Below are 25,308 nucleotides of genomic sequence, written 5' to 3' on the forward strand. Positions count from 1 at the left end.
GTCTCGACGTGACCATTTCGCTATGCAGGACCGTGCACATGTACCGTTATGATATTCACGACCAAACGCTCGTCGACGAGCGGGTCGCTCAGTTCCGCGATCAGATGGAGCGTTACCAGGCCGGCCGCTTGGGCGAAGAAGAGTTTCGCCCGCTGCGTCTGCAAAACGGTCTCTATATCCAGCGTCATGCGCCGATGCTGCGCATCGCTATCCCCTACGGCATGCTGGCTGGCAATCAATTGCGGGCGCTTGCCGAGATCACCAGGCGTTATGACCGCGGCTACGGCCACTTCACTACGCGCCAGAACCTGCAGCTCAATTGGCCGGCCATGGAAGACGTGCCGGATATTTTGGGCGAGCTTTCCAAGGTGCAGATGCACGCCATTCAAACCAGCGGCAACTGTATCCGTAACACCACCAGCGACCAGTTCGCCGGTATCGCCAATGACGAAGTCGAAGACCCGCGCCCCTGGTGCGAGCTGATTCGCCAGTGGTCGACGCTGCACCCGGAGTTCGCCTACCTTCCGCGCAAGTTCAAGATTGCGGTGAGCGGCGCAAGCCAGGACCGCGCAGCGATCCAGGTCCACGACATCGGCCTGCGCCTGTGGCGCAACGACGCCGGTGAGCTGCGCGTCAAGGTACTCGCCGGCGGCGGCCTTGGCCGCACGCCGATGATTGCCGAGGTGGTACGCGAGGATCTGCCCTGGCAGCACCTTTTGACGTATCTCGAGGCCTGCGTACGGGTGTACAACCAGTTCGGCCGCCGTGACAACAAGTTCAAGGCGCGCATCAAGATTCTGGTCAAGGCATTGGGAGTCGAGGAGTATCGCCGCCGCGTGGACGAAGAGTGGGCACACCTGAAAGACGGCCCGCAAACCCTGACCCAAAAAGCCGTGGATGAGGCCAAGCGCCACTTCCCCGAACCCGAGCGTCGCGAAGTGGCCGAGGGTGCCACCGACGCGTACAACGCGCTGCGCGAAGAGAACCGCGCCTTTGCGCGCTTTGTGACCAATAACGTAAGCGATCACAAGGTGCCGGGGTACAAGGCGGTCACGCTCTCGCTCAAGCGCCGCGAGCACGCCCCGGGCGACGTAACAGCGGACCAGATGGAAGCGGTGGCGGATCTCGCCGACCGCTATGGCTTCGGTGAAGTGCGGGTCACCCACGAACAGAACCTGGTGCTTTCGGACGTGCCGGTAGACGATATGCAGGCGCTTTGGGAAGAGCTCGAGGCGCTGGGCATGGCCAACCCCACCGTGGGCACGCTCAACGATATCATCTGCTGCCCTGGCGGCGATTACTGCAGTCTGGCCAACGCGGTCTCCATCCCTATCGCCCAGGCCTTGCAAGAGCGCTTCGAGGATCTCGACTTTCTCTACGACCTCGGGCCGCTGGACTTGAACATATCGGGCTGCATGAATGCCTGCGGCCACCACCACGTGGGCCATATCGGCATTCTCGGCGTCGATAAAAAGGGCGAGGAGTACTATCAGGTTTCGATCGGCGGCAACTCCACCGACGATGCCTCGCTTGGCAAGATTCTGGGGCCGTCGTTTTTCCGCGAGGACGTGCCGAACGTGGTCGAAAAAGTGCTCGAGGTGTACGTCGCCGAGCGTCACGAAGACGAGCGCTTTCTGGACACCTATCGCCGCATTGGTATGAAACCCTTCAAGGAGCGCGTTTATGCCCACTGATGCACAAGAAACCGCCCCGGCCCTGGTTCACGTCGACCACCTGATCGTGGGGGGCGAGCTGGCATCGGAAAACGCCTGGTGCGTCTCATACGACGCCGAGGCACTGCCCGACCAATTGCCGGCGTTCGTGCCGCTGGCGCTATGGCGCGAGCACGCAGAAGACGCGGAACTCGCCCCGTTGCTATCAAGCGACACCGAGCTAACCCCGGCGCTGGGTGAAGAGCTTAAAAAGAGCGCGGCGGTCGCGATCGACTTCCCCGCCTTTACCGATGGCCGCGGCTATAGCCTGGCGCGGCTTTTGCGCGAACGCTACGGTTTTGAGGGGGAACTTCGCGCGGTGGGCGACGTGCTGATCGACCAGCTCAACTATATGGAGCGCTGCGGCTTCGACGCCATGGCGCTTCGCGAAGACCAGGAGCCGGACGTGGCCCTGCGCGCGCTAAAAGCGTTCAGCGTGCGCTACCAAAGCGATGTCGAGGTGCGCTCGGCGCTGTTCGAGCGCCGCCTGGCCGCCGCCGAGTAGCGGCCACTTTTGATCTCCCGTGAAAAGGGCAGCCTAATGGCTGCCCTTTTTAGTTTCAGAAAACTTAGCTTTAGAAAGCCTGGTTTCAGAAAAATGTTGCTCTCAGAAAAACCTGCGTGGCCTCCGTTAGCCGCGGCGCTTCTGCTGGCGCTCGCGATTGTTGGATTTGGCACGGTCGCTCTTGCGCAGCATCACCCAGGTGGCGCCCATCCCGCCCTCTGAAGGTTGGGCCGAGACGTAGGCCTGCACTTCCTCGAACTGGCAAAGCCACTTGGCAAGGTAGGAGCGCAGCACGTTGGCGGGGCTGTCGATCTCGCGCCCCCGCCCGTGGATGATCATCACCGAGCGCAGGTCATTGGCGTAGGCGTCTTGAATGAACGGAAAGAGCATTCGGCGGCATTCGGCCAACGGGCGCCTTAACAAGTGAAGCTGGGCCTGCATGGCGTAGCCGCCGTGGCGCAGCTTATCGACGACGCCCTGCTGAATGCCCTCGCGGCGGTACTCGATCGGGTCGATGGGGGGCAGCAAGTCGACGAAATCGTCGGAAAGAAAGTTAGTGTGCTCGATGGCCTCTTCGGCGCGCTCGCGCCGTGCCAACTGCGCCTCCGAGGGGCGCGAGCGCTTGTCTCCCGTTTCTGCCCGCTTCCCCTTCGCTAGAGGTTTCACATCGCCGACAAAAGAGCGAAAATCCATATCATTACGCGCATCTTCACGGACGTCATCACGAAGCGACTGGCTCATGGCGGGCTCCTCCAATAGGGTGCAGTCGATATCCTGGCCGATACCGGGGCGTTTAGCGTCGCTTGCCCCTAACGCGTCAGGCGGCGTTCACTATAAGGATAGAACATGATCGGGATCAAACGAATAGCCGTCGGCGTACTGGTTATGATACTCGCCGCCGCGCTGTGGCTCTGGCTGACCATGCTAAGCCCATGGTTTTACGAGCGCCCGGAGCAGCTGGGCCCCATCGAGCAGCGCAGCCATCAAGTGTTCGTCTACGGTACGCTGCGGCACGCGCCGGTGCGCTGGGTGGTCATGCGCGCCGGCGGCGACCCGGTGCCCGATACGCTGGAGGGCTTCAGCCGGGAAGGCCTCGATATAGCGCCCGGCTCGCAAAGCGAGGTGCCGGGGCTGGTGCTTACCGTCACCCCGGAGGAGCTTTCAAGGCTCGACCGCTACGAGCGCCTGGGCGTTCGCTACCGCCGTGAAGAGCTGGCCCTGGCCAGCGGCGAACTCGCCTGGGTGTACCGTCGCCTGCCCCAGGCCGACGACGAGAACAATACGGCTCTGCTAAGATATAACCAGCCGGCGGCGAACGACGCTTTTTACACCACCGCCGAGACCCTGCCCTTCAAGGAAACGCTATGAGCGATGAAACCCCCTACATTCTGGTTCTTTACTACTCCCGCTCGGGCGCCACACTCGAAATGGCGCGCCAGGTCGCGGCAGGTATCGAGAGCGTGGCGGGTATAAAAGCGCGACTGCGCACGGTGGCGCCGGTCTCGCCTACCTGCGAGGCCGTGGATAGCGAAGTCCCCGAAGAGGGCGCGGTTTACGCGGATCTGGACGATTTACGCCACTGCTGCGGCCTGGCGCTGGGCAGCCCTACCCGGTTTGGCAACATCGCCGCACCGCTCAAGTATTTTCTGGATACCACGAGCAATCTTTGGATGAACGGCGCGTTGATCAATAAACCCGCCACCTGCTTTACGGCATCATCGAGCATGCACGGTGGCCAGGAGAGCACGCTGCTGACCATGCTGATCCCCCTTTTACACCATGGCATGGTGTATGCGGGTATCCCCTACAATGAAACCGAGCTGATCAGTACTCAAACCGGCGGCACGCCTTACGGAGCCAGCCACGTCGCCGGCGCACGCAGCGAACGTCGGGTCGACGAGCACGAGCGCGCACTCTGCATCGCCCAGGGCAAGCGTTTGGCAAAGCTCGCGCTGGCGCTCAACACGATGCGTGCCGAGGCGACGTCATGAGACAGTGGCTCGACGACCTTGAAAACCAGCATGGCCTGACGGCGTTGACCGACAAAATGCGCCGGCTGGTGCTGATTAGCTTTGTCGTGCTGCTGGGACTGGTCATGCTGCGCGGCTTTCTCGTTCAGGGCGACGAATATAATTGGCGTCCAGTGCTGGCCTTCGTGCTGCCGCTGGTGCTTTTTTTACCCTCGATTATCGGCAAGCGCCCCCGCGGCCATGCCTGGCTCGCTTTCGTCAGCTTGCTTTATGTGGCCCAGGGGGTGATGTTCGCCGCCGCCACCGGGCAGATCCTACGCGGGGTTTTGGAAGTCGCCGCCGCACTCGCGCTTTTCGTGGGCTCGCTGGGTTACGCCCGGTTCCGCGCCCGCCAGCAGCGCCAATAGTTCAGGGTTTGCACCTGGCTTGAGGTCAAGCACTTCAGGCCAAACGATACTCATAACCGCTTAAGGGAGCAGCCACCATGACCCGTAATATTGCCGATGTCCGGCGTGACTACGAAGGTAATCATCTGGAAGAGGCCAATACGCCGGATAACCCGTTCGAGCTTTTCAACCAGTGGCTGAACGAAGCCCTCGAAAGCGATGGCGAAGACGCCAATGCCATGACGCTGGCCACGGTAGATAGCCAGGGCCGTCCTCACGCCCGCATCGTGCTGCTCAAGGGGGTCGATGAAGGGCTGGTGTTCTACACCAACTACCACAGCCACAAAGGCAGCGAGCTAAGCAATGTGCCGTTTGCGGCGGCGACCTTCTGGTGGCCTGGCCTTTCGCGTCAGGTGCGCGTAGAGGGGCCGGTCGAGCAGGTGTCGGCCGAGGAGTCCGACGCCTACTTTCAAAGCCGCCCCCGGGGCAGCCAGCTGGGCGCCTGGATTGCGACCCAAAGCGTGGTGATCCCCAACCGCAAGTGGATCGAGGAGCGCCAGGTGCGTTTTGAGCAGGCCTACGACGGCCAGCCGATTTCGCGCCCGGTTCACTGGGGCGGCTATCGAATCCAACCCGAGATGATCGAGTTCTGGCAGGGCCAGCCCAGCCGCCTGCACGACCGGGTCCGTTTCGAGCGCCAAAACGAGGGCCCCTGGAGTCGTTTCCGCCTCGCGCCTTGAAGCCCTTTTTCCGTGAGCACCTATTCCCTATTCATATAGGCAAACACGCCATGAAATGCGACGGCTTTTTTGGGGGCTCGCCGTCGCATTCGTCTCCAGGGAACTACCCTTGCCAGCCAGGCGCAACGGCCCGGCGCTTAATCCGGCAGACTCTCCAGGCGGTGACGCTGCCACTCGCTATCCGGCTCGTTGAGCCGCAGCACCGCATCCACTACCTGCTCCTCCATGTTGTAGCGGCTTTTGAAGCCCAGATGCTTGATCAACGCGCGCATGGGCTGGTTGTCCATCATGATCTTGCCGATCATCTCGATCGTGCCGATACTCTGACAGTAAGCGATCATCTTCTGCATCAATAGCCGGCCGATTCCCAAACCCTGCAGGTCGTCGCGGATGATGATCGAGAACTCGGTGCGAATATTGTCGGCGTCGTTATAAACCCTCACTACCCCCAGCATTTCCTTGGACCCGTCGTCGTGCTGGTGCTCGGCGATGAACGCCATCTGCCGGTCATAGTTGATGTGCGAAAGTATCGATAGATCGCGCTGGGTCAGGTTCGACTTGTTGTGAAAATAGCGAAAGCGGATGCTCTCCTCGGAAAGCCGGGTATGGAAACTGGTGATCAGCGGCGCGTCTTCGGCGCGGATCGGGCGTACCTCGACCTGCCAGCCGTTTTTGAGCGTCACCCATTCGCGCAGCTCCTCCGGGTACGGCATGATCGCAAAGCGGGCCGGTGGGCCCAGATCCATGGCGAAATCCACCGCCAGGATACCATCGCGGTTGAGCAACAATGGGTTGAGCTCCAAACCGCGCAGCTCATTCAAATCCGACGCCATTTGCGAAAGCTTCACTAAAAACTGGCAAAGTCTTTCGATATCGCGCTCGGCTTCAGAGGAGTGCTCGCGGATCAGCGAAGCGACGTGGGTGCGCCCGACCATATCGGCGGCCAAACTCATGTTAAGCGGCGGCAGCGCGACCTGGCGGTCGGCGAGTACGTTCACCTTATAACCGCCGATCCCGAAAACGATCAGCGGGCCGAACACCGGGTCGCGGGTGATACCGGCGCAAACCTGCATGGAGTGCTTGCCGCGCTGCATGGGCTGCAGGCAGTACTCCTGAACGGTGTACTCGGGAAATTTTTCGCGCACCTTGTCGCCCAAGCGGCGAACACCCTCCTCGACCTGCTCCGGCGTTTGCAGATCCTGCAACAGGCCGGCGGAAATTTTATGCGGGTGGCGCCGGTAGCGGTACGGATGACAGTTGCCATCGTGCACCACCTTGAGCGCCTTGGGGCCCTCGAAGTGACCATCGGCTTCATACGCCTCGCTTGGGTGGCGCAAATAAACGCTCGGCGCGGTGGGAATGCCGTAAGCCTGGAGCACCTGCGCCGTTTCCGAGTGGGTCAAGGTGTGGCGGCGCTGCTCTTTTGCCCGGCTGATCAATTCGCGGCACGCAAGGCGGTCAGCGGGCCGGGTATTGAAGGTCAAACTGGGCGGAATTTCGTGCAAAAGCGCCTGCACGCGCTGATAGTCCACCATATGCATGAACGCCTTGACGGCTTTTTCCGGCGAAATATAGGTGGGTATGCCCGCCGCACTGCACGCACTGCGCGCTTTCAAGGCCTCTTTCAGTCCCATCCAGCTGGTCAACAGGTTACGCCGAAAGCGCTTGCGGTTATCGATCAGCGCGCGGGCCGTTTCGACCGACGGCGCCAGGCGCGTCGGCGCGTGCACCACCAGTACCGCGTCGACCCCCGGGTCGGCGGTCACGATCTCGAGCGCCTCGACAAAGCGCGCGGGGGTGGCGTTGCCGCCCAGGTCGACCGGGTTCTCGCCGGGTTTGCTTCTATCCACCTTGCGCTCGGTAAGCTGGGTCTGCGTGGCCTCATTGAAGACGGCAAGCTTGCCGCCGCCACTCACCAGCTTGTCGATCGCGAGCATCGCCGGGCCCAGCCCGTTGGAGACGACCGCCAGACGGTCCCCGCGCAGCGGACGCATGCGTGAAAGCGTCTCGAGCGCATCGAAAAGCTCGTCGGAGTCGTTTACCCGGACCACACCGGCCCGGGCGAAGGCAGCGTCGAAGACGACATCGCGATTGGCAATCCCCGGCGTGGGCGCCATACCGGAGATGTCCGATTCCGGCGTGCGCCCGCTTTTGATCGCCACCACCAGTCGGTTACGCGAGGCGTCGCGCACCGAGGTCATGAAGTGCTGAGCGTCCTTGATGCGCTCCAGGTGAAGCAAAATGGCTTGGGCCGGCGAAAACTGGTTCACGTAGTCGATCAAATCCGGCAAAAGCACGTCCACGCTGTCGCCTACGGTAATCAGGTGGGAAAACCCCACATCGCGCCCCGCCGCCCAGTCGATCATGGCGTTGGCAAGCATCCCGGATTGGCCCAGGTACGCGACCCGCCCGGGTTTGACCGGCTGGCTCGCGTAGGATGCATTGAGCTTTTTGCCCGGTACGATTACCCCCATGCATTCCGGGCCGAGCACGCGAATCCCCGAGGCGCGGGCGGCGTGTAGCATCTGCTCGCGAATCGAGCCCTCGTTTCCTCGCTCACGATCCAGATACGCCCCGCCGGATAGCACCAGCGCCGCCTTCACACCCTTTTGACCCAGCTTCTTGATCAGCTTGGGCGCGCCCTCGACTGGCGAGCAAATCACCGCCAGATCCGGTGCGGCGGGCAAACTGTTGACGCTTGCGAAACACGGCGCGCCGAACACCTGCTTGTAGCCTTTTAAATTCACCGCCCAGAGCGTACCTTTGAACTCGCCCTGCTGAAGGTTGGCCAGCACCAGACCGCCCAGAGACTCCGGTTTTTCCGATGCGCCGAAGACGGCCAGGGTTTTTGGCTCGAAGAAATGGTGTAGAAAACGGGTACTCACAAGCGTATCTCCCTGACCTGTCACCTCGGTGTACGACTTATTATCACTGTCGTGCGGGCACGCCTACCGATTAAGGTAGCGTTACATAGAACGGAGCGCCTGCATGATCACCGCCTACCTTACCCATCCCGACTGCATCTTGCACTATATGGGGCCCGAACATCCGGAGAACCCCGCACGGCTAGAGGCAATACGGGCACGCCTGGCGCTTAGCGGGCTATTGCAGCAAACCATGCAGGCCGAGGCCAAAGAGGCCACCCGGGAGGCGCTCGAGCGCGTGCATTCACCGCGCCACCTAGATGCGCTCGAAAAATGCCTGCCAAGCGAGGGCATTACCGCGCTGGATAGCGACACGCTGATGAACCCGGAATCCCTCAAGGCGGCGCGGGTGGCCGCAGGCGCGGTCATCAAGGGGGTCGACCAGGTTTTCAAGCGCCAAGCGGATAACGTCTTTTGCGCCGTACGCCCGCCGGGCCACCACGCCGAAGCGGCCGAAGCCATGGGCTTTTGCTTTTACAACAGTATCGCCGTGGGAGCGGCGCACGCCAGAGCCCGACACGGCGCCCAACGGGTCGCCATACTCGATTTCGATGTTCACCAGTGCAACGGCACGATCGATATCTTCAAGGGTGACCCTGGCGTGCTGATCTGCACAAGCTATCAGTACCCTTTCTACCCCTGGCGCTACCTACGAAGCGAATGGCACAACGTGGTGAATACCCCCCTCGAAGCGGGAATGCAAAGCGCAGCGTTTAGAGACGCCGTCGAGCGTAGCTGGCTACCCGCGCTACACGCCTTCAAGCCCGATATCGTACTGGTATCCGCCGGCTTCGATGCCCACCAGGACGATCCCATGGGCGAGGTATGCCTGACCGACGAGGACTACTACTGGGTCACGCATCTGGCCATGGAAATCGCTGGCCTCTACGCCGAAAACCGGCTGGTCTCCGTACTCGAAGGTGGCTATAACCCCAAGTCGCTCGCCAGCGGCTGCGAAGCGCACATCAAAGCACTTCTCGGCCTGCCTTTTGAAAGCACACCGGCTACCGGGTAGCCTGGGGCGGGCTGTGATAGCATAGCGGGTCCTAAAATGCATTTACCGGGTATGACGATCCATGACGGCGACTCATGACGAGAACGCGGCGCTTCGTATTGCATCGGGGCGCAAACCCTTCGTAGAGCCGCTTCGCTTGGGCGCACGGCTCAAAGAGATCCGCTTGGCCAATCAATGGACCCTCGAGGATGTCAGCCAGCGCACCGGTCTTGCCCGCTCGACGCTCTCCAAGATAGAGAACGACCAGCTATCGCCCACGTTTACCGCGGTGCAAAAGCTCATGGCCGGGCTCAACATCGACCTTCCCCAACTTTTTACCCCGCCCAAACGCGAGCATTACACCCTGGGGCGGCGGGATTTGACCCGCAGTGGTCAAGGCCAGCACCACCCTACGCCCACCTACGAACACGAACTTTTAGGCCACCACCTGGCGCAAAAGCGCATGATTCCGTTTAAAACCATGGTGCGGGCGCGCAGCTTCGACGAATTCCAGCAGTGGGTGCGCCACGACGGTGAAGAGTTTTTGATGATTCTCGAGGGTGAAATACTGCTGTATAGCGAGTTTTACGCCCCGGTGGCGCTGGGCGAAGGCGACAGCATCTATTTCGATAGTGATATGGGCCACGCGCTCGTATCCACCAGCCCACTGGATGCCATGGTGCTCTCGGTGTGCACCCGGGGCGATCTGGACTGAGTCGAAGCGTTTACAAGCAGTTGGTCGGTTTGGGGAGCCCGGCGATACGCGCCGTGCGCCGCGCCGGACTTTCCGGGAACAGCGACATCAGATAAATCGAGGTCCCCTTCTTTTCACCCAGCGCCTGTTTGGTTGCCTTGACGAGCGCACGCATCGCCGGCGCCATCTCAAAGCGCTGGTAAAAATCACGCACCACGTCGATGATTTCCCAATGAGCCTCACTCAGCGAAAGCCCCTCGTCATGGGCCAAAAGCTCGGCCACCTCGACGCTCCAATCACCTTGATCAATCAGATATCCTTCAGGATCCAATTCAATGGTTTCATTTGAATCAAGATAACGGTATAAATTTTCATTTTTCATATCAGTACCAACTTACACACTGTTCGTGACGCTCGGTCAGCGTTACAAAATCCGTCATTGAGATGATCGCTGCGCCAAGGTTCTCAGCCGATTCCAGTAGCCCTGCGGCTTCCAGGTCGTCGCTCAACAGGTATAGCCGCCCTTTGCACTGCTCGAAACCGGCCCACTGAGGTAACAGGCTTGCCTGCACGGCCTGCTCGATGAGCAGCACCTCATCCTGGTCCCCCACCACCCGGAGCATATTGGCCGCGCTTAGGCTTTCGGGGCGTTTATTTAAAATGTGTAGCATGGTAAAGCCCCATTAGAAGTGAAGAGTCGTCGAGGAGTCTTGATAAAGCGCTGCGAGCGCCTCATCGGAGATCACCCTCGCCGCCGGCACTAGCTGGCTCGGCGCCAGCCCTAATTGCTCAAGGCTACTCTCCGGTACCAAAAGCTCTTCGATATCGTACATCTCGAGCATATCGATGGTCGGCAGCACCGCCTTTTGCCCCGGTGCGCCGGCCTTTTGGCTTTTCACCAGCGCCAGCGCCCCCTGCCCCATGAAAACCAGCTTGACGCTTTGGCCAAAGGCCGCGGCGACCAGCGCTACATCGAGGCCTTCGCGCAAGGCATTGGACTGAAACGGCGCTTGGGTCAGCGCGATCAAACGTACGGCGTCTTCGGTCATCGCTTTTCCTCAGGCAAATGTGATGAAACGGTCGCAGCGCTTTTGCAACACCAACAACTGCCCCAACCCAGTGAGTTCGAACGGTGCCTCCAGGCTATGCTGGGTCAAGCCGTGGCGCTTGGCTTCGGCCTCGTCCAACACACCGCGGCGAAGCGCGGCCGCCACGCACACCTCGAGGGCCGTGCCGTGCTCGTTATTGAGCGCCCGCCAGGCATCCTTGAGGTTTAGTTCATCCTGGGGTGGGCTCATCAGCGTCGACGCGTTGAGCACCCCCTCCTGGTAGAAAAACACCCCGGCCAGGGTATGCCCCTGGCTTATTAGCGCATTGGCAAAACGCAGCGCCGAATGGGCCGCGGGGCTGGTGTAAGGGGCACCGGTAACCAGTAGACCGTACTCCATGGCGCTCTCTCACCTGAGTTATATAAAAGACGCTTACAAAAAAACAGACCCTACCGAAGTAGGGTCTGTTTGGGTAGAGCTTAACGATTAAATCAGTCGCTGCTCATGATGCCTAGAATAGAGAGAAGGCTTACGAACAGGTTGTAGATCGAGACGTAAAGCGTAACCGTCGCCAGAATATAGTTGGTCTCGCCAGCACGGTGCACTATTTCACTGGTTTGATAGAGAATCGCCGCGGATGAGAACAGCACGAAGCCCGCGGACACCATCAGAGAAAGTGCCGGAATCTGGAAGAAGAAACCTGCCACCATGGCAAGGATCAGCACGATGGCGCCCGCCATCAGGAAATTGCTCAGAAAGCTGAAATCCTTTTTGGTGGTAAGCGCGACGGCAGAGAGACCGATGAAGGTCAAACCGGTCATGGCCAGAGCGTTCATGATCAGCGCACCGCCGTTAGGCAGTGTCAAGTAAGCGGAGATGATCGGCCCAAGGGTGAAGCCCATGAAACCGGTGAACGCAAACGTAGCCAAAAGGCCCGCAGCAGAATTGGCGGTTTTATGAACCAAAAACATCAGCCCATAAGCGCCGACGAAGAAAACCAGAATGTTGAGCTGCTGAACGCCAAGCGCGACGGAGGCGCCAGCGGTAACGGCTGAAAACAGCAGCGTCATGGCCAAAAGCGCGTAGGTATTACGCAATACCTTGTTGGCTTTCGCGCTGCTGACCGCTTGTTCGTTATGCGGCCGTACGGTGTGCGAATCGTTGAACGCCATGGTTTTAAGCTCCCTAGTGGTCGTACTAACAACGGACAAGCATGCCGTTACGTAGTTCCCGACGCAAGCCCCTGTGGTTTAAAAAGATCCGCGCATTGGACGATGATTCAACGCGAAGGGCCTGTGCTACCCTTTCAGGTATAACACTCGCCGTTCACAATGCGAGTTAAATCTACTCTTTGCTCCCCCTATTTTTACCGCCAACAAACCAACAGGACGCATTACCATGATGACAAGAGCACGTACCCCGCTAACGTTCACCGCTTTGGCCGCCGCTACGCTGATGAGCAGCCAAGCGTTCGGCTTCGAACCCCGCGGCGAAGACATCAGCTATCAGGTCAACGATGAAAACTTTGAAGGCTATTACGTCGAAGCCCAGGGCGAATCCAAAGGCAGCGTGCTGATCGTGCACGACTGGGATGGCGTGGATGATTACGAGCGTGAGCGCGCTGATATGCTCTCCGAGCAAGGCTTTGATGCCTTCGCGGTGGATCTTTTCGGTGAAGGCAACCGCCCTCAGCAAACCGAAGCCAAACAGGCTGCCACCAATGCGCTGTACGAAGACCGCGAGCGGATGCGCGAACTGACCCTTGCAGGACTTACCCAGGCGCGGGAACAGGGCGCTGCCAGCACTACCGTCATCATGGGCTACTGCTTTGGCGGCATGGTCGCGCTCGAGATGGCCCGCGCCGGTGAGGCCGACGATATCGCCGCCTACACCAGCTTCCACGGCGGCCTGGAGACCCCGGAAGGCCAGTCCTATCAGGCAGAGACGCCGCCCATCTATATTGCCCACGGCGGCGCGGATGAGATGGTGAGTCTCGAAGATGTCGCTACCCTGGCCGGCGAACTCGAAGAGGCGGGTATAACCTACGAGGTCGGCATCTACTCAGGCGCCCCTCATGCCTTTAGCGTCTTTGGTAGCGAGCGCTACGATGAGCGCGCCGACGAGCGCTCCTGGTCGGCCTTCACGGCGTGGCTTGACGAAATGCTCTAATGCCTGGTCGCTTGCGTCGAGTGCAGGGCTAATCGACGCAAGATGTACTACGTTGTTTAAAGCTCCCGTCGCTTGACGGGGGTTCATCCATGGAGAGGATTAAACATGAGCATTTTTATCGTATACCGGGTGGTAAAAGAGGACGCTGCCATCGACGCCCAGCCGGAGTGGTGGATCGTCGATACGCGAGAAGAAGCCGAACGCGACGGCCCGCTGGTGCGCAAGCGCGTGGCAACCAAGCCCGAAGCCGATGAAGTGGTGAAAAAACTGAACGCCGAGCACGAAAAACCGTAACGTTTATTCAGGACTCATCCAAAAGCCCTGCCTGCGCCATCGTGCAGACCGGGCTTTTAGCTCTCGACCTTACGCAAATCGTCGGTGGTGACACCGTCGGGCAACTCATCGGCATCCGCCGGTAGCCATACCGGAGCAAAGTCGCTATCTACTCGGCCATCCTCAAGAGTTTGGCCGGGAATGCGGTACACTATGCACTCGCGTTTTACGTCCCAGGCGTAGATGGGATCCATATGACCTCCGAAGGGCTGCGATTACGGTATGTATGCCTTTTCAAGGCTGATATCATCGAGCTGCATTGTTTTGGTCGAATATTCAGGAGTCAGAGTATGAAATACATGGTTACTTTAGGATTGGTTGCGATGATGCTGATGAGCGCAGGGTGTAGCTCCAACGGCGCCAGCTCATCGCGCTCTGCGGATTGCCGTAAACAGGCCGAAGCCATGGGCGATACCATGCACTACGGTGATTGCCTTCGCGGCACTCGCACGCAGCAGGGCTTTTAATCACGCCCGCCATGAAAAACGGTTCAGCTTATGCTGAACCGTTTTTTTATTACTCCTGGTCTGCCTTTTGAGAGGCGCCCCTGAGGGTCTTTTCCAACGAGGTGTGTTCATTATCCTCGTCTTCTACCAGAAATTCTGAATGTTTATGCCGGGGATTGACATCGGCACCACAAGCGTCGCAGAACTCTGGCTCTTCGCGTGGTCCTTTGGCGACTGATGGGTCAAAGTCCTTGCCGCATTTATCACACTTTTCAAGATGCTTCATATTGTTTCTCCTTGGCTAGCCACCTGTTCTATTGACCATAAAAAGCGCCAATAGGTTCCCTTTTAAAACACATCGCCACTCGCATTTCCAAAGCCATACGCCTCCTTTGGGAAAGCGCGTCTGGTGGATAAACACTTCGTAGTCGCTGGGTTACGTTTTGTTCGAGTTTCACCTCTCTTTATAGATGAGTATATTAAAGTATCTTTTAAATTCAATTTTCTATAGGTAATGGATGCAGTGGCCCAACCATGGCAGGCGCTATCTTGTAAAGCCACGAATATTGCTGCGCCGCTTCTCGAGCACCGGGCTCGTTCTGGGAACGCTATTATTCGCATTGTCACTCACACCGAGCCTGCTCCCTAGGCCCATGCTCGCCCAGGGTGTCGTGTCCGGGCTTTGCTTTAGCGCAGGCTATGCCTTCGGCGTACTGCTGCGAGGGCTTTGGCACTACCTGCGCCTGCCCGAGCCAGACTCACGCACCGAGCACTGGGTCAAGACCCTAGCCGCACTTGCTTGTACGCTAACCGCCGCGCTTTTTCTTTGGCAAGCCTCGAGTTGGCAAAACGGCATACGCGAGCTCATGGGTATGCCACCGGCCAGTGGCACCCGAGGCCTTAGTATCGCCGCCATCGCGCTAATGCTGTTCGCTTTTTTCTATCTTATCTCAAAGGTATTCAAACGCACGTATCGGCTTCTCTCGCGCAAGGTGTTCTTCTTCTTACCCAAACGCCTGGCGGTCGTGCTGGGGAGCGTAGCCTCGATCGCGCTTTTCTGGCTATTGATCGAGGGCGTGGTGCTCTCGTTTGCGCTGCGCGCGGCGGATCGTTTCTATGCTCAGATCGACGAGCTGGTTCAGGACGACCTGGCAGCCCCCACCGGCGCTCACCGTTCGGGGAGCGCGGCATCGCTGATCAGTTGGGAGGCGCTTGGCAGTCGCGGGCGCCGCTTTGTTACCCAGGGGCCCAGCGGTGATGACATCGGCGCGTTTTTAGGCGACGACGCCCAGGACCCGATCCGCGTCTATGTGGGCCTGAATGCGCTGGATACCCCGCAAGCACGCGCCGAGCTCGCCCTGGCCGAGCTTATTCGCACCGGGGCCTTCGAGCGCTCGACCCTGCTGCTGGCCACCCCCACCGGGCGCGGGTGGATAGACCCGGGGGCTCAAAATACCCTGGAGTACTTGATGCGCGGTGATGTGGCGACGGTGGCCGCGCAATACTCTTACCTTCCTAGCCACCTGGCGCTGATTGCCGAGGGCGAATACGGCGTGGAAAGCGCCCGGGCGCTGTTTGTCGAAGTCTACCGCTACTGGAGTGCACTGCCGGCCGACGAGCGCCCGGCGCTGTATCTGTTCGGTTTGAGCCTGGGCGCGCTCAACTCGGACCGCTCCTTCGATTTCTACGATATTATCGAAGACCCGTTCGATGGCGCGCTCTGGGCGGGGCCGCCCTTTCGAAGCGATACCTGGCGAATCACGACCGCTGACCGTGACCCGGGTTCTCCCGCTTGGCAGCCCACTTTTCGCGGCGGCAGCGTCGTACGCTTTATGAATCAGCAGTCCGGCTTCGAAGGCTATTCCCGGGACTGGGGCGATTTTCGTATCGCTTATCTGCAGTACGCCAGTGACCCGATCGTCTTTTTCGACCCCGCGGCTTTCTGGCGCGAACCCGACTGGATGCGCCCGCCGCGCGGCCCGGACGTCTCCCCGGCGCTTCGCTGGTACCCGGTGGTCACCATGCTGCAGCTACTGGCCGATTTGGCCACCGGTGGCGCGCCACCCGGCTACGGCCACGAAATTGCCGCCGAGCACTATATCAACGCTTGGGTGGCACTCACCGAACCAGCAGGGTGGAGCGACGAGGAGCTTGCGCGACTCAAGCGATTTTTTAGCGATGGAAGTATTTGAAACAGCCGCAGAGCCGGCCTGGCCGGCACTTCACTTTAATTACCGCCAGGAAGGCGTATAATGCGCGCCCTTGTGGCGCTTGCGCCGAAACAGAGGGTTCCCTAACCCCTCGTGCTCTTAAAAAGGCCTCTCTCTGATGTTTGCATTGACCGACGCTCAACACCGCCGCTGCTTGACGCTCATGGTGCTTTTCCATATCGCCGTTATTGCGGCCAGCAACTACCTGGTTCAGCTCCCCTTCACCCTGTTCGGCTTTCATACCACCTGGGGCGCCTTCAGCTTTCCGTTCATCTTTCTGGCCACCGACCTGACCGTTCGCCTGTTCGGAAAGGGCCCGGCGCGTTCGATCATTTTACGGGTCATGTTCCCGGCGCTGGCGATCTCCTACGTGGTGTCGGTCATCTTCCCCCAGGGCAGCTTTGCCGGCATCGAGGCGCTGGGCGAGTGGAACGTGTTCGTTGCGCGGATCGCGCTGGCAAGCTTTATGGCTTATTTCCTCGGTCAACTACTGGATGTGCAGGTGTTCGACCGGCTGCGTAAGCTGGCCTGGTGGGTAGCGCCGGTTTTCTCGACGGTGCTTGGCAACCTGGCCGATACCTTCGCGTTTTTCTTCACCGCTTTCTACAATAGCCCGGATCCGTTCATGGCCGCCCACTGGGTCGAAATCGCCGCGGTGGACTATGCCATCAAACTCGCCATTAGCCTGCTGTTTTTCCTGCCGCTTTACGGCCTGCTACTGGCAGCTCTCACGCGCAAGCTAATGGTCTGGACCGGGCAAACCGACACCGCCCCGCGCACCACCTAACGTTGACTACGCCACTACCAAGGAGCCCCCATGAGCCGCGTCCCTACGGTTGACCTTCATTTTATCGATGCCATCGACGAAGGCGCCGATGCAACCAAAACGCCGCTGGTCGTGCTCCATGGCCTGCTGGGCAGCGCGGACAATTGGCGCTCTCACCTGAAGATGTGGCAAAAGACGCGCCGAGTGATCGCGGTGGACCTTCGCAATCATGGTCGCTCCCCCCACGCCGAAGGGATGGACTACGAAACGCTCAGCCGGGACGTGATCGTGCTGCTCGACAAGGAGCACATCGAGCGGGCCCATATACTGGGACACTCCATGGGCGGCAAGGTGGCGATTAGCCTGGCGCGCCTGGCCCCCGAGCGTACGGCCTCGCTCACCGTGGGCGACATTGCCCCGGTACGCTACGCGCATGGCCACGATGACGTGTTCAGCGCCCTCGAGGCGGTACGCAAGGCCAAGCCAACGGACCGGCGCAGCGCCGATGCGGTCATGGCGGAGTACGTCAGCGCCCGCCCTACCCGGCTATTTTTGGCGACCAACCTGGTGCGCAACGACGCGAAAGAGATGGCCCTGCGCGTCGGCCTCGATGAGCTCCGTAGCGGCTACGCTGCCATTATTGAAGCACCCGCCGGCAGCGAGCCTTTTAATGGCCCCACACTCGTGCTGCGCGGCGGGAATTCGCACTACGTGGCCGATGAGATGCTCCCCGCGCTCAAGGCGATATTACCCAAGGCGCGCCTGGTCACGCTAAAAGAGGCCGGTCACTGGCTGCATGCAGACCAACCGGAGGCGTTTCAGGAGGCAGTGAACGCCTTCATCAGCGCCCAGGACGAGGTTTAAAGAGGTTTAAAGCGGCGTAACGGCCAGGCCGTGCTCCTCGGGGCTGCGCAGAAAGCGGTTCAGAATACGGTAGGTATCCACGTCGAACTGAACCGCCTGATGCCCCAGTCGCTTGGCCTTGGCCGGGGTCTCGGCGCTACCCAGGTAGCACCAGTGGTCCACCGCGTGGTAGGCGCAGCGCTTCGTTTGCGCGTTCTTCTCGGCAATCACGATTTTATCCGGCCAAGGCCAGGCACTCACCTTGAACCGCTCGAGCGCGTGCTGGGCGCGCCGGGTATGCGCTTCTAGCGTTTCCTTTTCGCAGCAGGCTCCCGCGCACTTGCCCAACTGGTGCCCAAAGCAGCGCCCCTTGCCCTTTTCGAGCCCCAGCACCTGGGGGCAGAGCTTTTGCTCCTCCACCACGCCTCTCAGCGCCTCTTTGGCCTCGCGGGCATTGCGAAAAAGCCCGAAGCGTTGCCCGGGCTGGGCATTGATGAGTACCGCGCTACCGGCCAGTACCGGAGCGTGTTCGCCCTCGGGCCAGAACCAGGTTTTCAAGGCGCCCTGGCGGCGCAGCTGACGGTTCATGATCGGCATCAGCTCCTTGATCAGTTGCGCTTCACGCAGCTGGGCGCCCAGGTCGCCGGCGGTTTCCTCCCACTCGACATGCTGAATCTGCTGGAGCATGCGCATTGCCTTGTCATCCTGATGGTCGCGCTGAAAGTGCCCTTTCACCCGGTTTTTAAGGTTGATGCTTTTCCCCACGTAGAGCGGCAGCCGGTTATGGCCATAAAAGAGATACACACCAGGGCTTGCGGGCAGCCCGGCCAACACCTCGCTATCCAGGTGGGCAGGCAGGTTCTTGTGCTGCTTTTCCAGGCCGGTCGCGGCCTGCCAGTGATCCACTTCGAAGCGCTGCTGCCAGGTTTGCCACAGCTTCCAGAGCGCCTCGGCGTCGTCTTCGGCGCGGTGCGCCCGGCTCACCTGAATATCGAAACGCGCCAGCAGCGCTTTCAGGTTATGGTGGCGCTCCTCGGGTTCGAGGCGGCGCGAGATGCGCAGGGTACACATGATATCGGGGCGATAATCGAGTCCGGCACGCTTGAAGGCATTGCGTAGAAAGCTGTAATCGAAGCGGGCGTTGTGCGCCACCAGGCAGCTATCGCCCAGCCACTCCCGTAGCGCCTCGGCGACCGTCTCGAAACGCGGGGCATCCGCCACCATAGCGTCGTGGATGCCGGTTAGCTGCGAAATAAAAGCGGGAATACCGGTACCCGGATTGATAAGGCTCACCCAGCGGTCGACCACTTGGCCATCGGCCACTTTCAAGGCGGCAATTTCGGTGATGCGGTCGCGGGTAGCGCGGGTGCCGGTGGTTTCGACGTCGATAAATGTAAGGGCGGGCTCGCTCATGACACTCCGTGGTTGGTTTGCCTTACTCCTGCAGCGTATGCGGGTCCACCGCCAGGCGTGAGACCGGTAGCGTCTCTTCGATAAGGCCACGCTGCTTTAAGTACGCTTCAAAGGCCTGGTAGCGGCGCGTATTGACCGCCGAAGGACTGAGCGAGAGGCGACGAAGAATCCCCTCCCAGCTTGCCTGGTTCACCGTATTATCCAGGATGGGGTGTCGCGCGGCCAAAAGCCCCCAGGCCGCCTCGGGGTTTTCGATCATCCAGTGGGCCGCCTGCTCCACGGCGGTCATAAAGCGCGCCCAGGTAGGGCCTTGCTTGGAAAGCGACTGACTATTGGCTACGATGATCACCCCTTCATGGCGGGGGATATCGAGTTCCTCGTAGCGAATGACCCGGCTTTCGATGCCCTCCGGGGCCAGCTGTTCCGGCAACGCGTAGTAGTAGCCGTCAGCGATCACCTCGGCATCGCCATTGACCACGGCAGCCGCGGCGTCGAAATGGACGTTTTCCGGGGCGGTAAAGCCATCGGTTTGACGAAGCGACTCGGGAATCAACCGCTCGGCCACCACAGCCTCGCCTTCCAGGGTCGAGAAACCATAGTCGAGCCCGGCAAGCGAAGCGATATCGTCGTCATCGGCCCAGGAGCGCGTCACGACCACCGCGTTAAGAGGCGTCTCGATCAACGTGCCCACGCGAATCAACGGCTCACCGGCGTGCACCCGAAGATGCAAAATCGGCTCGCGGGTCAAGGCCAGGTCGACTTCTTCAGCGGCCAACAGCTTGAGCGGAATCGCCGGATCCGCCGGGCTTTGCAGCTCGACCGCCAGCCCCTGCTCCTTGAAATACTCGCGCGCGTCGGCGATCAACAGCGCGGCGTGCTGAGGGCTCAAGTACCAATCCAGAATGACCGACACCTCTTTGAGCGGCGGCGGGTCGAGCGGCGGTGGCAGCGAAAGCGCCGCCGAGGGCACCGGCTCTAGCGCGGCCGCCTCATGGGTCTCGTCCTTTGGTGCGGCGTCTTCGGGTACTGGCGCTTCGCTCTCTTCTCTTTCTTCGCCTGGGTCGACGACCCAAAGGGCGGGCGGTAGAAACACATCGCTCTCAAGGGTCAGCGTCTTTACTTCCGGCGCGGCGTCGCGCGCCTCTTCGTTTGCGCAAACCGCTGAATTTAAAAATACTATACACATCGCACTCGCCAGCAAGAAACGCCTTCGCCGGCGGATAGTCAGGTGCGCCATCACTTCACACTCCCTAGTCGTGAAGGCGGAGTGTAGCGGTTGGCCATCCGCCATGACCAGCCCCTTACTCGCCACAAGGCCCTTAAACGGCGCAGTAAAATAACGGGCGGCGTGTAATAATAGAGCGGCATTGATGTAGAGACGGAGAGACATGGAAGCACTTTATACCTTTTTTTTGATTGGCGGCATTCTCATGACGCTGAGCATTTTGGCGAGCCGGCTTTCATCGATGTTTGGTGTACCGCTTCTGTTGATCTTTCTAGGCCTGGGCATGCTGGCCGGCGAAGAAGGCGTGCTTGGCGTCGTGTTCGACGACTACACCATGGCATTTACCATCGGCCATCTTGCGCTGGCGATGATTTTGCTCGATGGCGGGCTACGCACCCGGCTCAAGACCTTTCGGGTCGGCTTCAAACCGGCGCTCTCGCTTGCCACCGCCGGGGTGTTCATCACCAGCGCTATCGTCGGCGTCATCGCCATGTGGGTGTTCGACCTTACCCTGATTCAGGGGTTATTGGTCGGGGCGATCGTCGGTTCGACCGACGCGGCGGCGGTTTTCTCGATGCTCAGTGGGCGTGGCGTCAACCTCAACGAGCGGGTCAGCGCTACTCTGGAAATCGAGTCCGGCACCAACGACCCGATGGCGATCTTTCTGACCCTAATGCTGGTCGAGCTTTTGGTCGGCGACATGGGCGGCATCACCGACACCCTTATCTTCTTCGTCTCGCAATTCGGTATCGGCTTGATCGTGGGCCTGGGGGGCGGCTGGCTGGCCGCCAAGCTGCTGCGCTGGCTCGACCTGGCCCCCGGGCTTTACGCCATGTTGGCGTTGGCGCTCGGGTTTAGCGTATTCGGGCTGACCAGCGTGCTGGGCGGCAGCGGCTTTTTGGCGATCTACCTGGCGGGGTTGATGATCGGCAATCAGCCCGGGCGCCATCTTAACTTCATTCTTCCCGTCCACGACGGCCTGGCCTGGCTTAGCCAAATCGGGCTGTTTCTGGTGCTGGGTCTTTTGGTTACCCCCAGCCAGCTGATGGAGGTCATACTACCCGCCGGCCTGGTAGCGCTGGCGCTTATCTTCATCGCCCGGCCGCTGGCGGTGCTCATCACCATCAAGCCGTTCTTCCGCTTTCGCTGGCGCGAGGTCTTCTTTATCGCCTGGGTCGGCCTTCGCGGCGCCGTACCTATCGTGCTGGCGATCTTCCCGGTGATCGGCGGGGTCGAGAACGCCTCTCTGTACTTTAACGTCGCCTTCGCGGTGGTTCTGATGTCGCTGCTGATTCAGGGGGGCTCGCTCACCCTGGTCGCCCGTTGGCTCAAAATCGAGGTCCCCGCCGGCACCACGCCCAACCGGCGCGGGCCGCTGGGTATTCTGCCGGAGAACGACTTCGAAATGTTCGTTTACGTGGTCGAGAACCAGGACCTCGAAGACGTCCAGATCCGTCTGCTACGCTTCCCTTCCGGTGCGCTGATCTCGGCGTTGTTTCGTAATCACGTCATGCTTCATCCCAAGGGCAACACACGCCTGAAACTCAACGACGTGATCTGCGTCATCGGCCGTTCGGAAGATCTCGTCTCACTGAACCGGCTGTTCAACGGCGACGCCAAACTCAAGCAGGAGCGCGCGTTCTTCGGTACCTTCATTTTGGAAGGTGGCGCCTACATGCAGGACATCGCCCAGGCCTACGGCCTCACCCTGAGCCCCGGCGAGCAGGAGATGAGCCTGGCCGAGTTCATCTCGCTGCGCGTAGGTGGCCACCCGGTGATCGGTGACGATGTGGACTGGCACGGCATTCACTGGGTCGTCAGCGAAATGCAGGGCGGCAACATCACCCGCGTTGGCCTGCGTCTCTACTAATTTGACCAAAGGCGTTGACTTCCAAGGGAAAGGTGGTAATATACGCACCCATCGGAGGGATGGCAGAGCGGTTGAATGCACCGGTCTTGAAAACCGGCATAGGTTAATAGCCTATCCAGGGTTCGAATCCCTGTCCCTCCGCCAAATCGATTAAAAGCCCCGTTTTTACGGGGCTTTTTTCGTTTCAGCCCTACACTTTTTCTCCCCATCAGCTCTTCGATATTCCCTACCGGTGATTCCAACGTGACGAGAACGTGATCCAATGGCCACGGCGTCCCTTGCCCGGTGTGGCGCAAGGTGGACGCACTTCTCCGTCATATTGATCGTCGAGCGGCCCAGCACGTCCTTTAAGCCCGCCAGCGGGCACCCCCTGAGACACAAGCCAGCTTGCGCATGTGTGTCGCAGGTCGTGAATGCGGAAATCAACAATGCGCGCTTTATCACACGCCTTCTTGAACACCGGGTTCGGGTACACACCTAACGGCTGCCATCACGCTTGTAGTAAACCCAGGTCGATCCCGCGCAATACGTTTGGCTGTACCGGTAGCGGCACCGCATCCTCGTTCAGCGGTATGGTCTGCCGCTTACCTGACTTGGTGTCGTCCGGCTCCAGAGTGATCAACGCGTGCTTCCAGTTCACATGCCGCCATTCGAGTTTGAGCAGTTCGTTTTTTCGGCCGCCGGTGTTCAGTGCCAGCACGATAAAGTCAGCGAGCCGGTCACCCTCCCGACTACTGCGCGCTGCCTCTATCAGTCGGTCGGCCTCTGCTTATAATCCAACGAACACGCCAGGGCGGCTCATTGAGAAAACACCCCTTGGTTGGAGTGGGAAATATCTACTCCATTTCGGTGATGGCGTGGTTGATCATTGCTGACAGAATGCTGAGCTATCGGTTGGCCCTTCCCACTTTCTGACACCATAGGCTTGACCATTGCGCCATTTGGATGATTGCTCAAAGCGGGGATCGGCGATACTGAACGCACTATTGGTGGGCGTGCTTCTCCCTGCCACGGTACCCATCGGCCCATCCCATTGGCTCACACCCATATAGCCACTGCGATACTCAGGGATGATGAGATAGTCGCTCAGGTGCCCATTCTCGACCGCCAACTTATTCAGCGACCGCCAATCGCTACCGGTTTCGACAAACGCCAGGCGTACCTAGGTTTTCCACTGCAGGCGTGGCACCCGGTGCATAGGCCCTGCCAATTCATTACCTGGTAAGGGCATTTCGCCTAGCACATCGTCAACGGCGCGCAATGGGCGGCGCACTGGTTCATAGAGGGATGGCGGCACTTTCTCTGCATGCGTGCGACCAAGAGGAAGCGCTTGCGGGACTGGGACAAGCCGCCAAGCTCGCCACAGTCGTGCGTGGTCTCGGCAACATGGTAGCCATAGTGCTCGAGCATGGCCACGATGTGCTCGAGTAGCGGGCGTCCACGGTTGGCAATGCGTGGCACGTTCTCGAAGATGATTAGCTCGGGCGGGTCATAGGCGAAGACCTCTAGGGTCAGCCACATGCCGCGCAGGGTCAGACGGTTCAATGCTTGGTACTTCGGGGTGGCGCTGCGCGATTGCGACAGCAGCCCACTGAACCCCTTACAAGGGGCGCTCAGGAAAACGATATTGGGCGACTCGACGCCGGCCGCGGCTTGAATGTCGGCGGGCGTGGCCTCTCGCCAGTCAGCGGGCGGTTATGCGTCGTGAAAGGTGCGGTACTGGTTGCGGTCGAACATATCGAGCACGGTGCCCGAAGCGCCGGCCAGGCGTTGGAAGTCGACGATGGCGTTGGCGTCACCTTGACACCTCCGATGCAGCGAAATTGGTTCTCCATGTTGCCAACTCGCGCTTGGCCGCGGTTGAAACCTTTGGCGCCGCCGCCCAGCCCACAAAACAGATGAAAATGTCGTATAGTCGTATGTCTAATAATTTTTAATTCTCGCTGATTTAATTAGGAGGAGGAGCAATGAATAAAATTAGGGGTGTCTTATATTTCTTTGTATGTGCGCTTGGCATTGGAGTCGTTGCATTTTTGATTTACAGCGGTTTTGAAAATGAGCAGGAAACTGCTGTTTTCTATAGCGCTGTAGCAACATCCGCAGCTACAGTTGCCATTGCAATATTAACGATGGTCTTAGCTATCGAAACTTGGAGAATGAGAAATCAACAACATGAGCAAATTAAAAAAGAAGTTATCAATAGCGTCAGACCTTTAGTCGTTGTTGAAATATCAGAAGGGAGAGTTATTAATGATAGAATCATCTTGATTAAAAATATGGGAAAAGGTATCGCTTTTGATGTGGGTTTTGAGGTAACTGGCGAAGGTAATTCACCCGAAGCTGAAGAGAAAATAATAAAAAATATTTCAGATCATGGCTTTATAAAAAGAGGAATGAGGAATCTCGGCATAGGCCAAGTGGTTGATAGTCATGTTTTTATGTTTCCTGAAATAGGTAAAGGAGGTATGGAGGCTTGTATTAATATTAAAGTTTCTTTTAAAGACATATACGGAACAGCTTATGAGAATAAATTCATCTTTGACATGGCTGAGCATGAGAACACTAATAGACTTGGTGGTAAGCCTGAAAATGAGCGCAATGATCATCTTAAGAAGATAGCTGAAACACTAAACAATAAATTAAAATAGTTCAATAAGAAGGGCCGCTTTAAACACTGCTTGTCACCATTATGTGGTTAACCTGTGACATGCGACCTCTAAAAAAAGACCCGAAGGCCCTTTGTGGTTGAGCGCTGCTTTTAGGGCTGGAAAGTACCCAGCAAGCACTCGCTATCTGGCAAGCGATCCGTCACCAGCTTGGCGAACTCGGCGGCAATCTCTTCCTGGGCAGCATCCAGCGCAATAGCGCGCAGCCCAAACGACGGCCAGCCCTTGGTCTTGCTGGAAACGCGCATTGCCAAGGTGCGCTCTGACAGGCCCTCGTAGGTCGTAAGCTTCCAGTAAATAACGGTGGGCAAGCGCTCAGCATTCTTGACGGTGACGTCGGTAGAAGAATACCCAAGGCGCCCTGCTGGCGTCATCGAGCAGCTAGAGGCCGCT

Annotated in this window: 30 protein-coding genes and 1 tRNA gene; 17 read left to right on the plus strand and 14 right to left on the minus strand. The window is 59.2% G+C overall.

All coding sequences use genetic code 11. The features are described from left to right. Positions 1 to 38 precede the first annotated feature (38 nt). Positions 39 to 1,694 (plus strand): nitrite/sulfite reductase, encoded by a 1,656-nt coding sequence (locus ACWHXT_RS09135; protein ID WP_447955608.1) that lies wholly within the window; start codon positions 39 to 41, stop codon positions 1,692 to 1,694. Further along, complete coding sequence (locus ACWHXT_RS09140; RefSeq protein ID WP_447955609.1) at positions 1,684 to 2,217, plus strand: DUF934 domain-containing protein; 534 nt, start codon at positions 1,684 to 1,686, stop codon at positions 2,215 to 2,217. The genes ACWHXT_RS09135 and ACWHXT_RS09140 overlap by 11 nt, the downstream gene beginning before the upstream one ends. A gap of 126 nt (positions 2,218 to 2,343) precedes the next feature. Here ACWHXT_RS09140 and smrA read toward each other — a convergent pair whose 3' ends face one another. Beyond that, positions 2,344 to 2,958 (minus strand): DNA endonuclease SmrA, encoded by a 615-nt coding sequence (gene smrA / locus ACWHXT_RS09145; RefSeq protein ID WP_447955610.1) that lies wholly within the window; start codon positions 2,956 to 2,958, stop codon positions 2,344 to 2,346. Between the two features lie 105 nt (positions 2,959 to 3,063). Here smrA and ACWHXT_RS09150 point away from each other — a divergent pair, with 105 nt between their 5' ends. The 4 genes from ACWHXT_RS09150 (at position 3,064) to pdxH (ending at position 5,313) form a co-directional block, all read left to right on the plus strand. Beyond that, the gene (locus ACWHXT_RS09150) at positions 3,064 to 3,585 is read left to right on the plus strand and encodes a gamma-glutamylcyclotransferase family protein (protein ID WP_447955611.1); all 522 of its coding nucleotides are present in this window, start codon (positions 3,064 to 3,066) and stop codon (positions 3,583 to 3,585) included. Continuing rightward, positions 3,582 to 4,208 carry an NAD(P)H:quinone oxidoreductase gene (gene wrbA / locus ACWHXT_RS09155; protein ID WP_447955612.1) on the plus strand — a complete coding sequence of 209 codons (627 nt, stop codon included), beginning with the start codon at positions 3,582 to 3,584 and terminating at the stop codon, positions 4,206 to 4,208. The genes ACWHXT_RS09150 and wrbA overlap by 4 nt, the downstream gene beginning before the upstream one ends. Next, positions 4,205 to 4,594 carry a DUF2069 domain-containing protein gene (locus ACWHXT_RS09160; RefSeq protein ID WP_447955613.1) on the plus strand — a complete coding sequence of 130 codons (390 nt, stop codon included), beginning with the start codon at positions 4,205 to 4,207 and terminating at the stop codon, positions 4,592 to 4,594. The genes wrbA and ACWHXT_RS09160 overlap by 4 nt, the downstream gene beginning before the upstream one ends. Positions 4,595 to 4,671: 77 nt before the next feature. Then, on the plus strand, positions 4,672 to 5,313 hold the full coding sequence (gene pdxH / locus ACWHXT_RS09165) for a pyridoxamine 5'-phosphate oxidase (protein ID WP_447955614.1): 642 nt from the start codon (positions 4,672 to 4,674) through the stop codon (positions 5,311 to 5,313). Positions 5,314 to 5,450: 137 nt separating this feature from the next. Here pdxH and ACWHXT_RS09170 read toward each other — a convergent pair whose 3' ends face one another. Continuing rightward, complete coding sequence (locus ACWHXT_RS09170; protein WP_447955615.1) at positions 5,451 to 8,198, minus strand: bifunctional acetate--CoA ligase family protein/GNAT family N-acetyltransferase; 2,748 nt, start codon at positions 8,196 to 8,198, stop codon at positions 5,451 to 5,453. A 103-nt stretch (positions 8,199 to 8,301) separates the two neighbouring features. Here ACWHXT_RS09170 and ACWHXT_RS09175 point away from each other — a divergent pair, with 103 nt between their 5' ends. Both ACWHXT_RS09175 and ACWHXT_RS09180 read left to right on the plus strand, forming a co-directional pair. Then, a complete protein-coding gene (locus tag ACWHXT_RS09175; RefSeq protein WP_447955616.1) occupies positions 8,302 to 9,252 on the plus strand; it encodes a histone deacetylase family protein in 951 nt (316 codons plus the stop codon). A gap of 61 nt (positions 9,253 to 9,313) precedes the next feature. Beyond that, positions 9,314 to 9,946, plus strand: coding sequence for a helix-turn-helix domain-containing protein (locus ACWHXT_RS09180; RefSeq protein WP_447926092.1), 633 nt, complete (start codon positions 9,314 to 9,316; stop codon positions 9,944 to 9,946). Positions 9,947 to 9,956: 10 nt separating this feature from the next. Here ACWHXT_RS09180 and ACWHXT_RS09185 read toward each other — a convergent pair whose 3' ends face one another. From ACWHXT_RS09185 to ACWHXT_RS09205, 5 genes are all read right to left on the minus strand, one after another. Beyond that, positions 9,957 to 10,307 carry a TusE/DsrC/DsvC family sulfur relay protein gene (locus ACWHXT_RS09185; RefSeq protein WP_447955617.1) on the minus strand — a complete coding sequence of 117 codons (351 nt, stop codon included), beginning with the start codon at positions 10,305 to 10,307 and terminating at the stop codon, positions 9,957 to 9,959. 1 nt (position 10,308) lies between these two features. Beyond that, positions 10,309 to 10,596, minus strand: a complete 288-nt coding sequence (gene tusB, locus ACWHXT_RS09190) for a sulfurtransferase complex subunit TusB (protein WP_447955618.1) — start codon at positions 10,594 to 10,596, stop codon at positions 10,309 to 10,311. Between the two features lie 12 nt (positions 10,597 to 10,608). Further along, positions 10,609 to 10,974, minus strand: a complete 366-nt coding sequence (locus ACWHXT_RS09195) for a DsrE family protein (protein ID WP_447955619.1) — start codon at positions 10,972 to 10,974, stop codon at positions 10,609 to 10,611. A gap of 9 nt (positions 10,975 to 10,983) precedes the next feature. Continuing rightward, a complete protein-coding gene (tusD, locus tag ACWHXT_RS09200; protein WP_447955620.1) occupies positions 10,984 to 11,373 on the minus strand; it encodes a sulfurtransferase complex subunit TusD in 390 nt (129 codons plus the stop codon). 92 nt (positions 11,374 to 11,465) lie between these two features. Beyond that, positions 11,466 to 12,146, minus strand: a complete 681-nt coding sequence (locus tag ACWHXT_RS09205) for a Bax inhibitor-1/YccA family protein (protein WP_447926097.1) — start codon at positions 12,144 to 12,146, stop codon at positions 11,466 to 11,468. Between the two features lie 226 nt (positions 12,147 to 12,372). Here ACWHXT_RS09205 and ACWHXT_RS09210 point away from each other — a divergent pair, with 226 nt between their 5' ends. Together ACWHXT_RS09210 and ACWHXT_RS09215 are read left to right on the plus strand one after the other, a co-directional pair. Next, positions 12,373 to 13,143 carry a dienelactone hydrolase family protein gene (locus ACWHXT_RS09210; RefSeq protein ID WP_447955621.1) on the plus strand — a complete coding sequence of 257 codons (771 nt, stop codon included), beginning with the start codon at positions 12,373 to 12,375 and terminating at the stop codon, positions 13,141 to 13,143. A 105-nt stretch (positions 13,144 to 13,248) separates the two neighbouring features. Continuing rightward, positions 13,249 to 13,437 (plus strand): hypothetical protein, encoded by a 189-nt coding sequence (locus tag ACWHXT_RS09215; protein WP_447926099.1) that lies wholly within the window; start codon positions 13,249 to 13,251, stop codon positions 13,435 to 13,437. Positions 13,438 to 13,493: 56 nt separating this feature from the next. On the opposite strand, the gene ACWHXT_RS09220 is transcribed toward ACWHXT_RS09215, so the two are convergent. Then, on the minus strand, positions 13,494 to 13,670 hold the full coding sequence (locus tag ACWHXT_RS09220) for a hypothetical protein (protein ID WP_447955622.1): 177 nt from the start codon (positions 13,668 to 13,670) through the stop codon (positions 13,494 to 13,496). Between the two features lie 96 nt (positions 13,671 to 13,766). On the opposite strand from ACWHXT_RS09220, the gene ACWHXT_RS09225 reads away from it, so the two are divergent. Further along, the gene (locus tag ACWHXT_RS09225) at positions 13,767 to 13,943 is read left to right on the plus strand and encodes a hypothetical protein (protein ID WP_447955623.1); all 177 of its coding nucleotides are present in this window, start codon (positions 13,767 to 13,769) and stop codon (positions 13,941 to 13,943) included. A 49-nt stretch (positions 13,944 to 13,992) separates the two neighbouring features. Here the strand turns inward: ACWHXT_RS09225 and ACWHXT_RS09230 are convergent, their stop codons facing one another. After that, a complete protein-coding gene (locus ACWHXT_RS09230; protein WP_447955624.1) occupies positions 13,993 to 14,208 on the minus strand; it encodes a hypothetical protein in 216 nt (71 codons plus the stop codon). Positions 14,209 to 14,542: 334 nt separating this feature from the next. Between ACWHXT_RS09230 and ACWHXT_RS09235 the strand changes: the two genes are divergently transcribed. The 3 genes from ACWHXT_RS09235 (at position 14,543) to ACWHXT_RS09245 (ending at position 17,762) form a co-directional block, all read left to right on the plus strand. After that, complete coding sequence (locus ACWHXT_RS09235; RefSeq protein WP_447955625.1) at positions 14,543 to 16,114, plus strand: alpha/beta hydrolase; 1,572 nt, start codon at positions 14,543 to 14,545, stop codon at positions 16,112 to 16,114. Between the two features lie 136 nt (positions 16,115 to 16,250). After that, positions 16,251 to 16,919 (plus strand): 7-cyano-7-deazaguanine/7-aminomethyl-7-deazaguanine transporter, encoded by a 669-nt coding sequence (locus ACWHXT_RS09240; protein WP_447893463.1) that lies wholly within the window; start codon positions 16,251 to 16,253, stop codon positions 16,917 to 16,919. A gap of 30 nt (positions 16,920 to 16,949) precedes the next feature. Continuing rightward, the gene (locus ACWHXT_RS09245; RefSeq protein WP_447955626.1) at positions 16,950 to 17,762 is read left to right on the plus strand and encodes an alpha/beta fold hydrolase; all 813 of its coding nucleotides are present in this window, start codon (positions 16,950 to 16,952) and stop codon (positions 17,760 to 17,762) included. A 6-nt stretch (positions 17,763 to 17,768) separates the two neighbouring features. On the opposite strand, the gene ACWHXT_RS09250 is transcribed toward ACWHXT_RS09245, so the two are convergent. Beyond that, entirely contained in the window at positions 17,769 to 19,154 is a 1,386-nt protein-coding gene (locus ACWHXT_RS09250) for an exonuclease domain-containing protein (RefSeq protein WP_447955627.1), read from the minus strand. Between the two features lie 22 nt (positions 19,155 to 19,176). Next, positions 19,177 to 20,445 carry an ABC transporter substrate-binding protein gene (locus ACWHXT_RS09255; RefSeq protein ID WP_447955628.1) on the minus strand — a complete coding sequence of 423 codons (1,269 nt, stop codon included), beginning with the start codon at positions 20,443 to 20,445 and terminating at the stop codon, positions 19,177 to 19,179. Between the two features lie 97 nt (positions 20,446 to 20,542). On the opposite strand from ACWHXT_RS09255, the gene ACWHXT_RS09260 reads away from it, so the two are divergent. Continuing rightward, a complete protein-coding gene (locus tag ACWHXT_RS09260) occupies positions 20,543 to 22,249 on the plus strand; it encodes a potassium/proton antiporter (RefSeq protein ID WP_447955629.1) in 1,707 nt (568 codons plus the stop codon). A 53-nt stretch (positions 22,250 to 22,302) separates the two neighbouring features. Then, a tRNA-Ser gene (locus ACWHXT_RS09265) sits at positions 22,303 to 22,393 on the plus strand. 346 nt (positions 22,394 to 22,739) lie between these two features. Here the strand turns inward: ACWHXT_RS09265 and ACWHXT_RS09270 are convergent. Beyond that, positions 22,740 to 23,003 carry a tyrosine-type recombinase/integrase gene (locus tag ACWHXT_RS09270; protein ID WP_447958023.1) on the minus strand — a complete coding sequence of 88 codons (264 nt, stop codon included), beginning with the start codon at positions 23,001 to 23,003 and terminating at the stop codon, positions 22,740 to 22,742. A 482-nt stretch (positions 23,004 to 23,485) separates the two neighbouring features. Continuing rightward, positions 23,486 to 23,908: a DNA cytosine methyltransferase gene (locus tag ACWHXT_RS09275; RefSeq protein ID WP_447958024.1), complete on the minus strand. Its 423-nt coding sequence runs from the start codon at positions 23,906 to 23,908 to the stop codon at positions 23,486 to 23,488. Between the two features lie 308 nt (positions 23,909 to 24,216). On the opposite strand from ACWHXT_RS09275, the gene ACWHXT_RS09280 reads away from it, so the two are divergent. Beyond that, positions 24,217 to 24,897: a hypothetical protein gene (locus tag ACWHXT_RS09280; protein ID WP_447955630.1), complete on the plus strand. Its 681-nt coding sequence runs from the start codon at positions 24,217 to 24,219 to the stop codon at positions 24,895 to 24,897. 110 nt (positions 24,898 to 25,007) lie between these two features. Here the strand turns inward: ACWHXT_RS09280 and ACWHXT_RS09285 are convergent, their stop codons facing one another. Further along, positions 25,008 to 25,289, minus strand: coding sequence for a DUF2303 family protein (locus ACWHXT_RS09285; RefSeq protein WP_447955631.1), 282 nt, complete (start codon positions 25,287 to 25,289; stop codon positions 25,008 to 25,010). Positions 25,290 to 25,308: the final 19 nt, after the last annotated feature.

This window comes from Vreelandella halophytica (assembly GCF_968193635.1).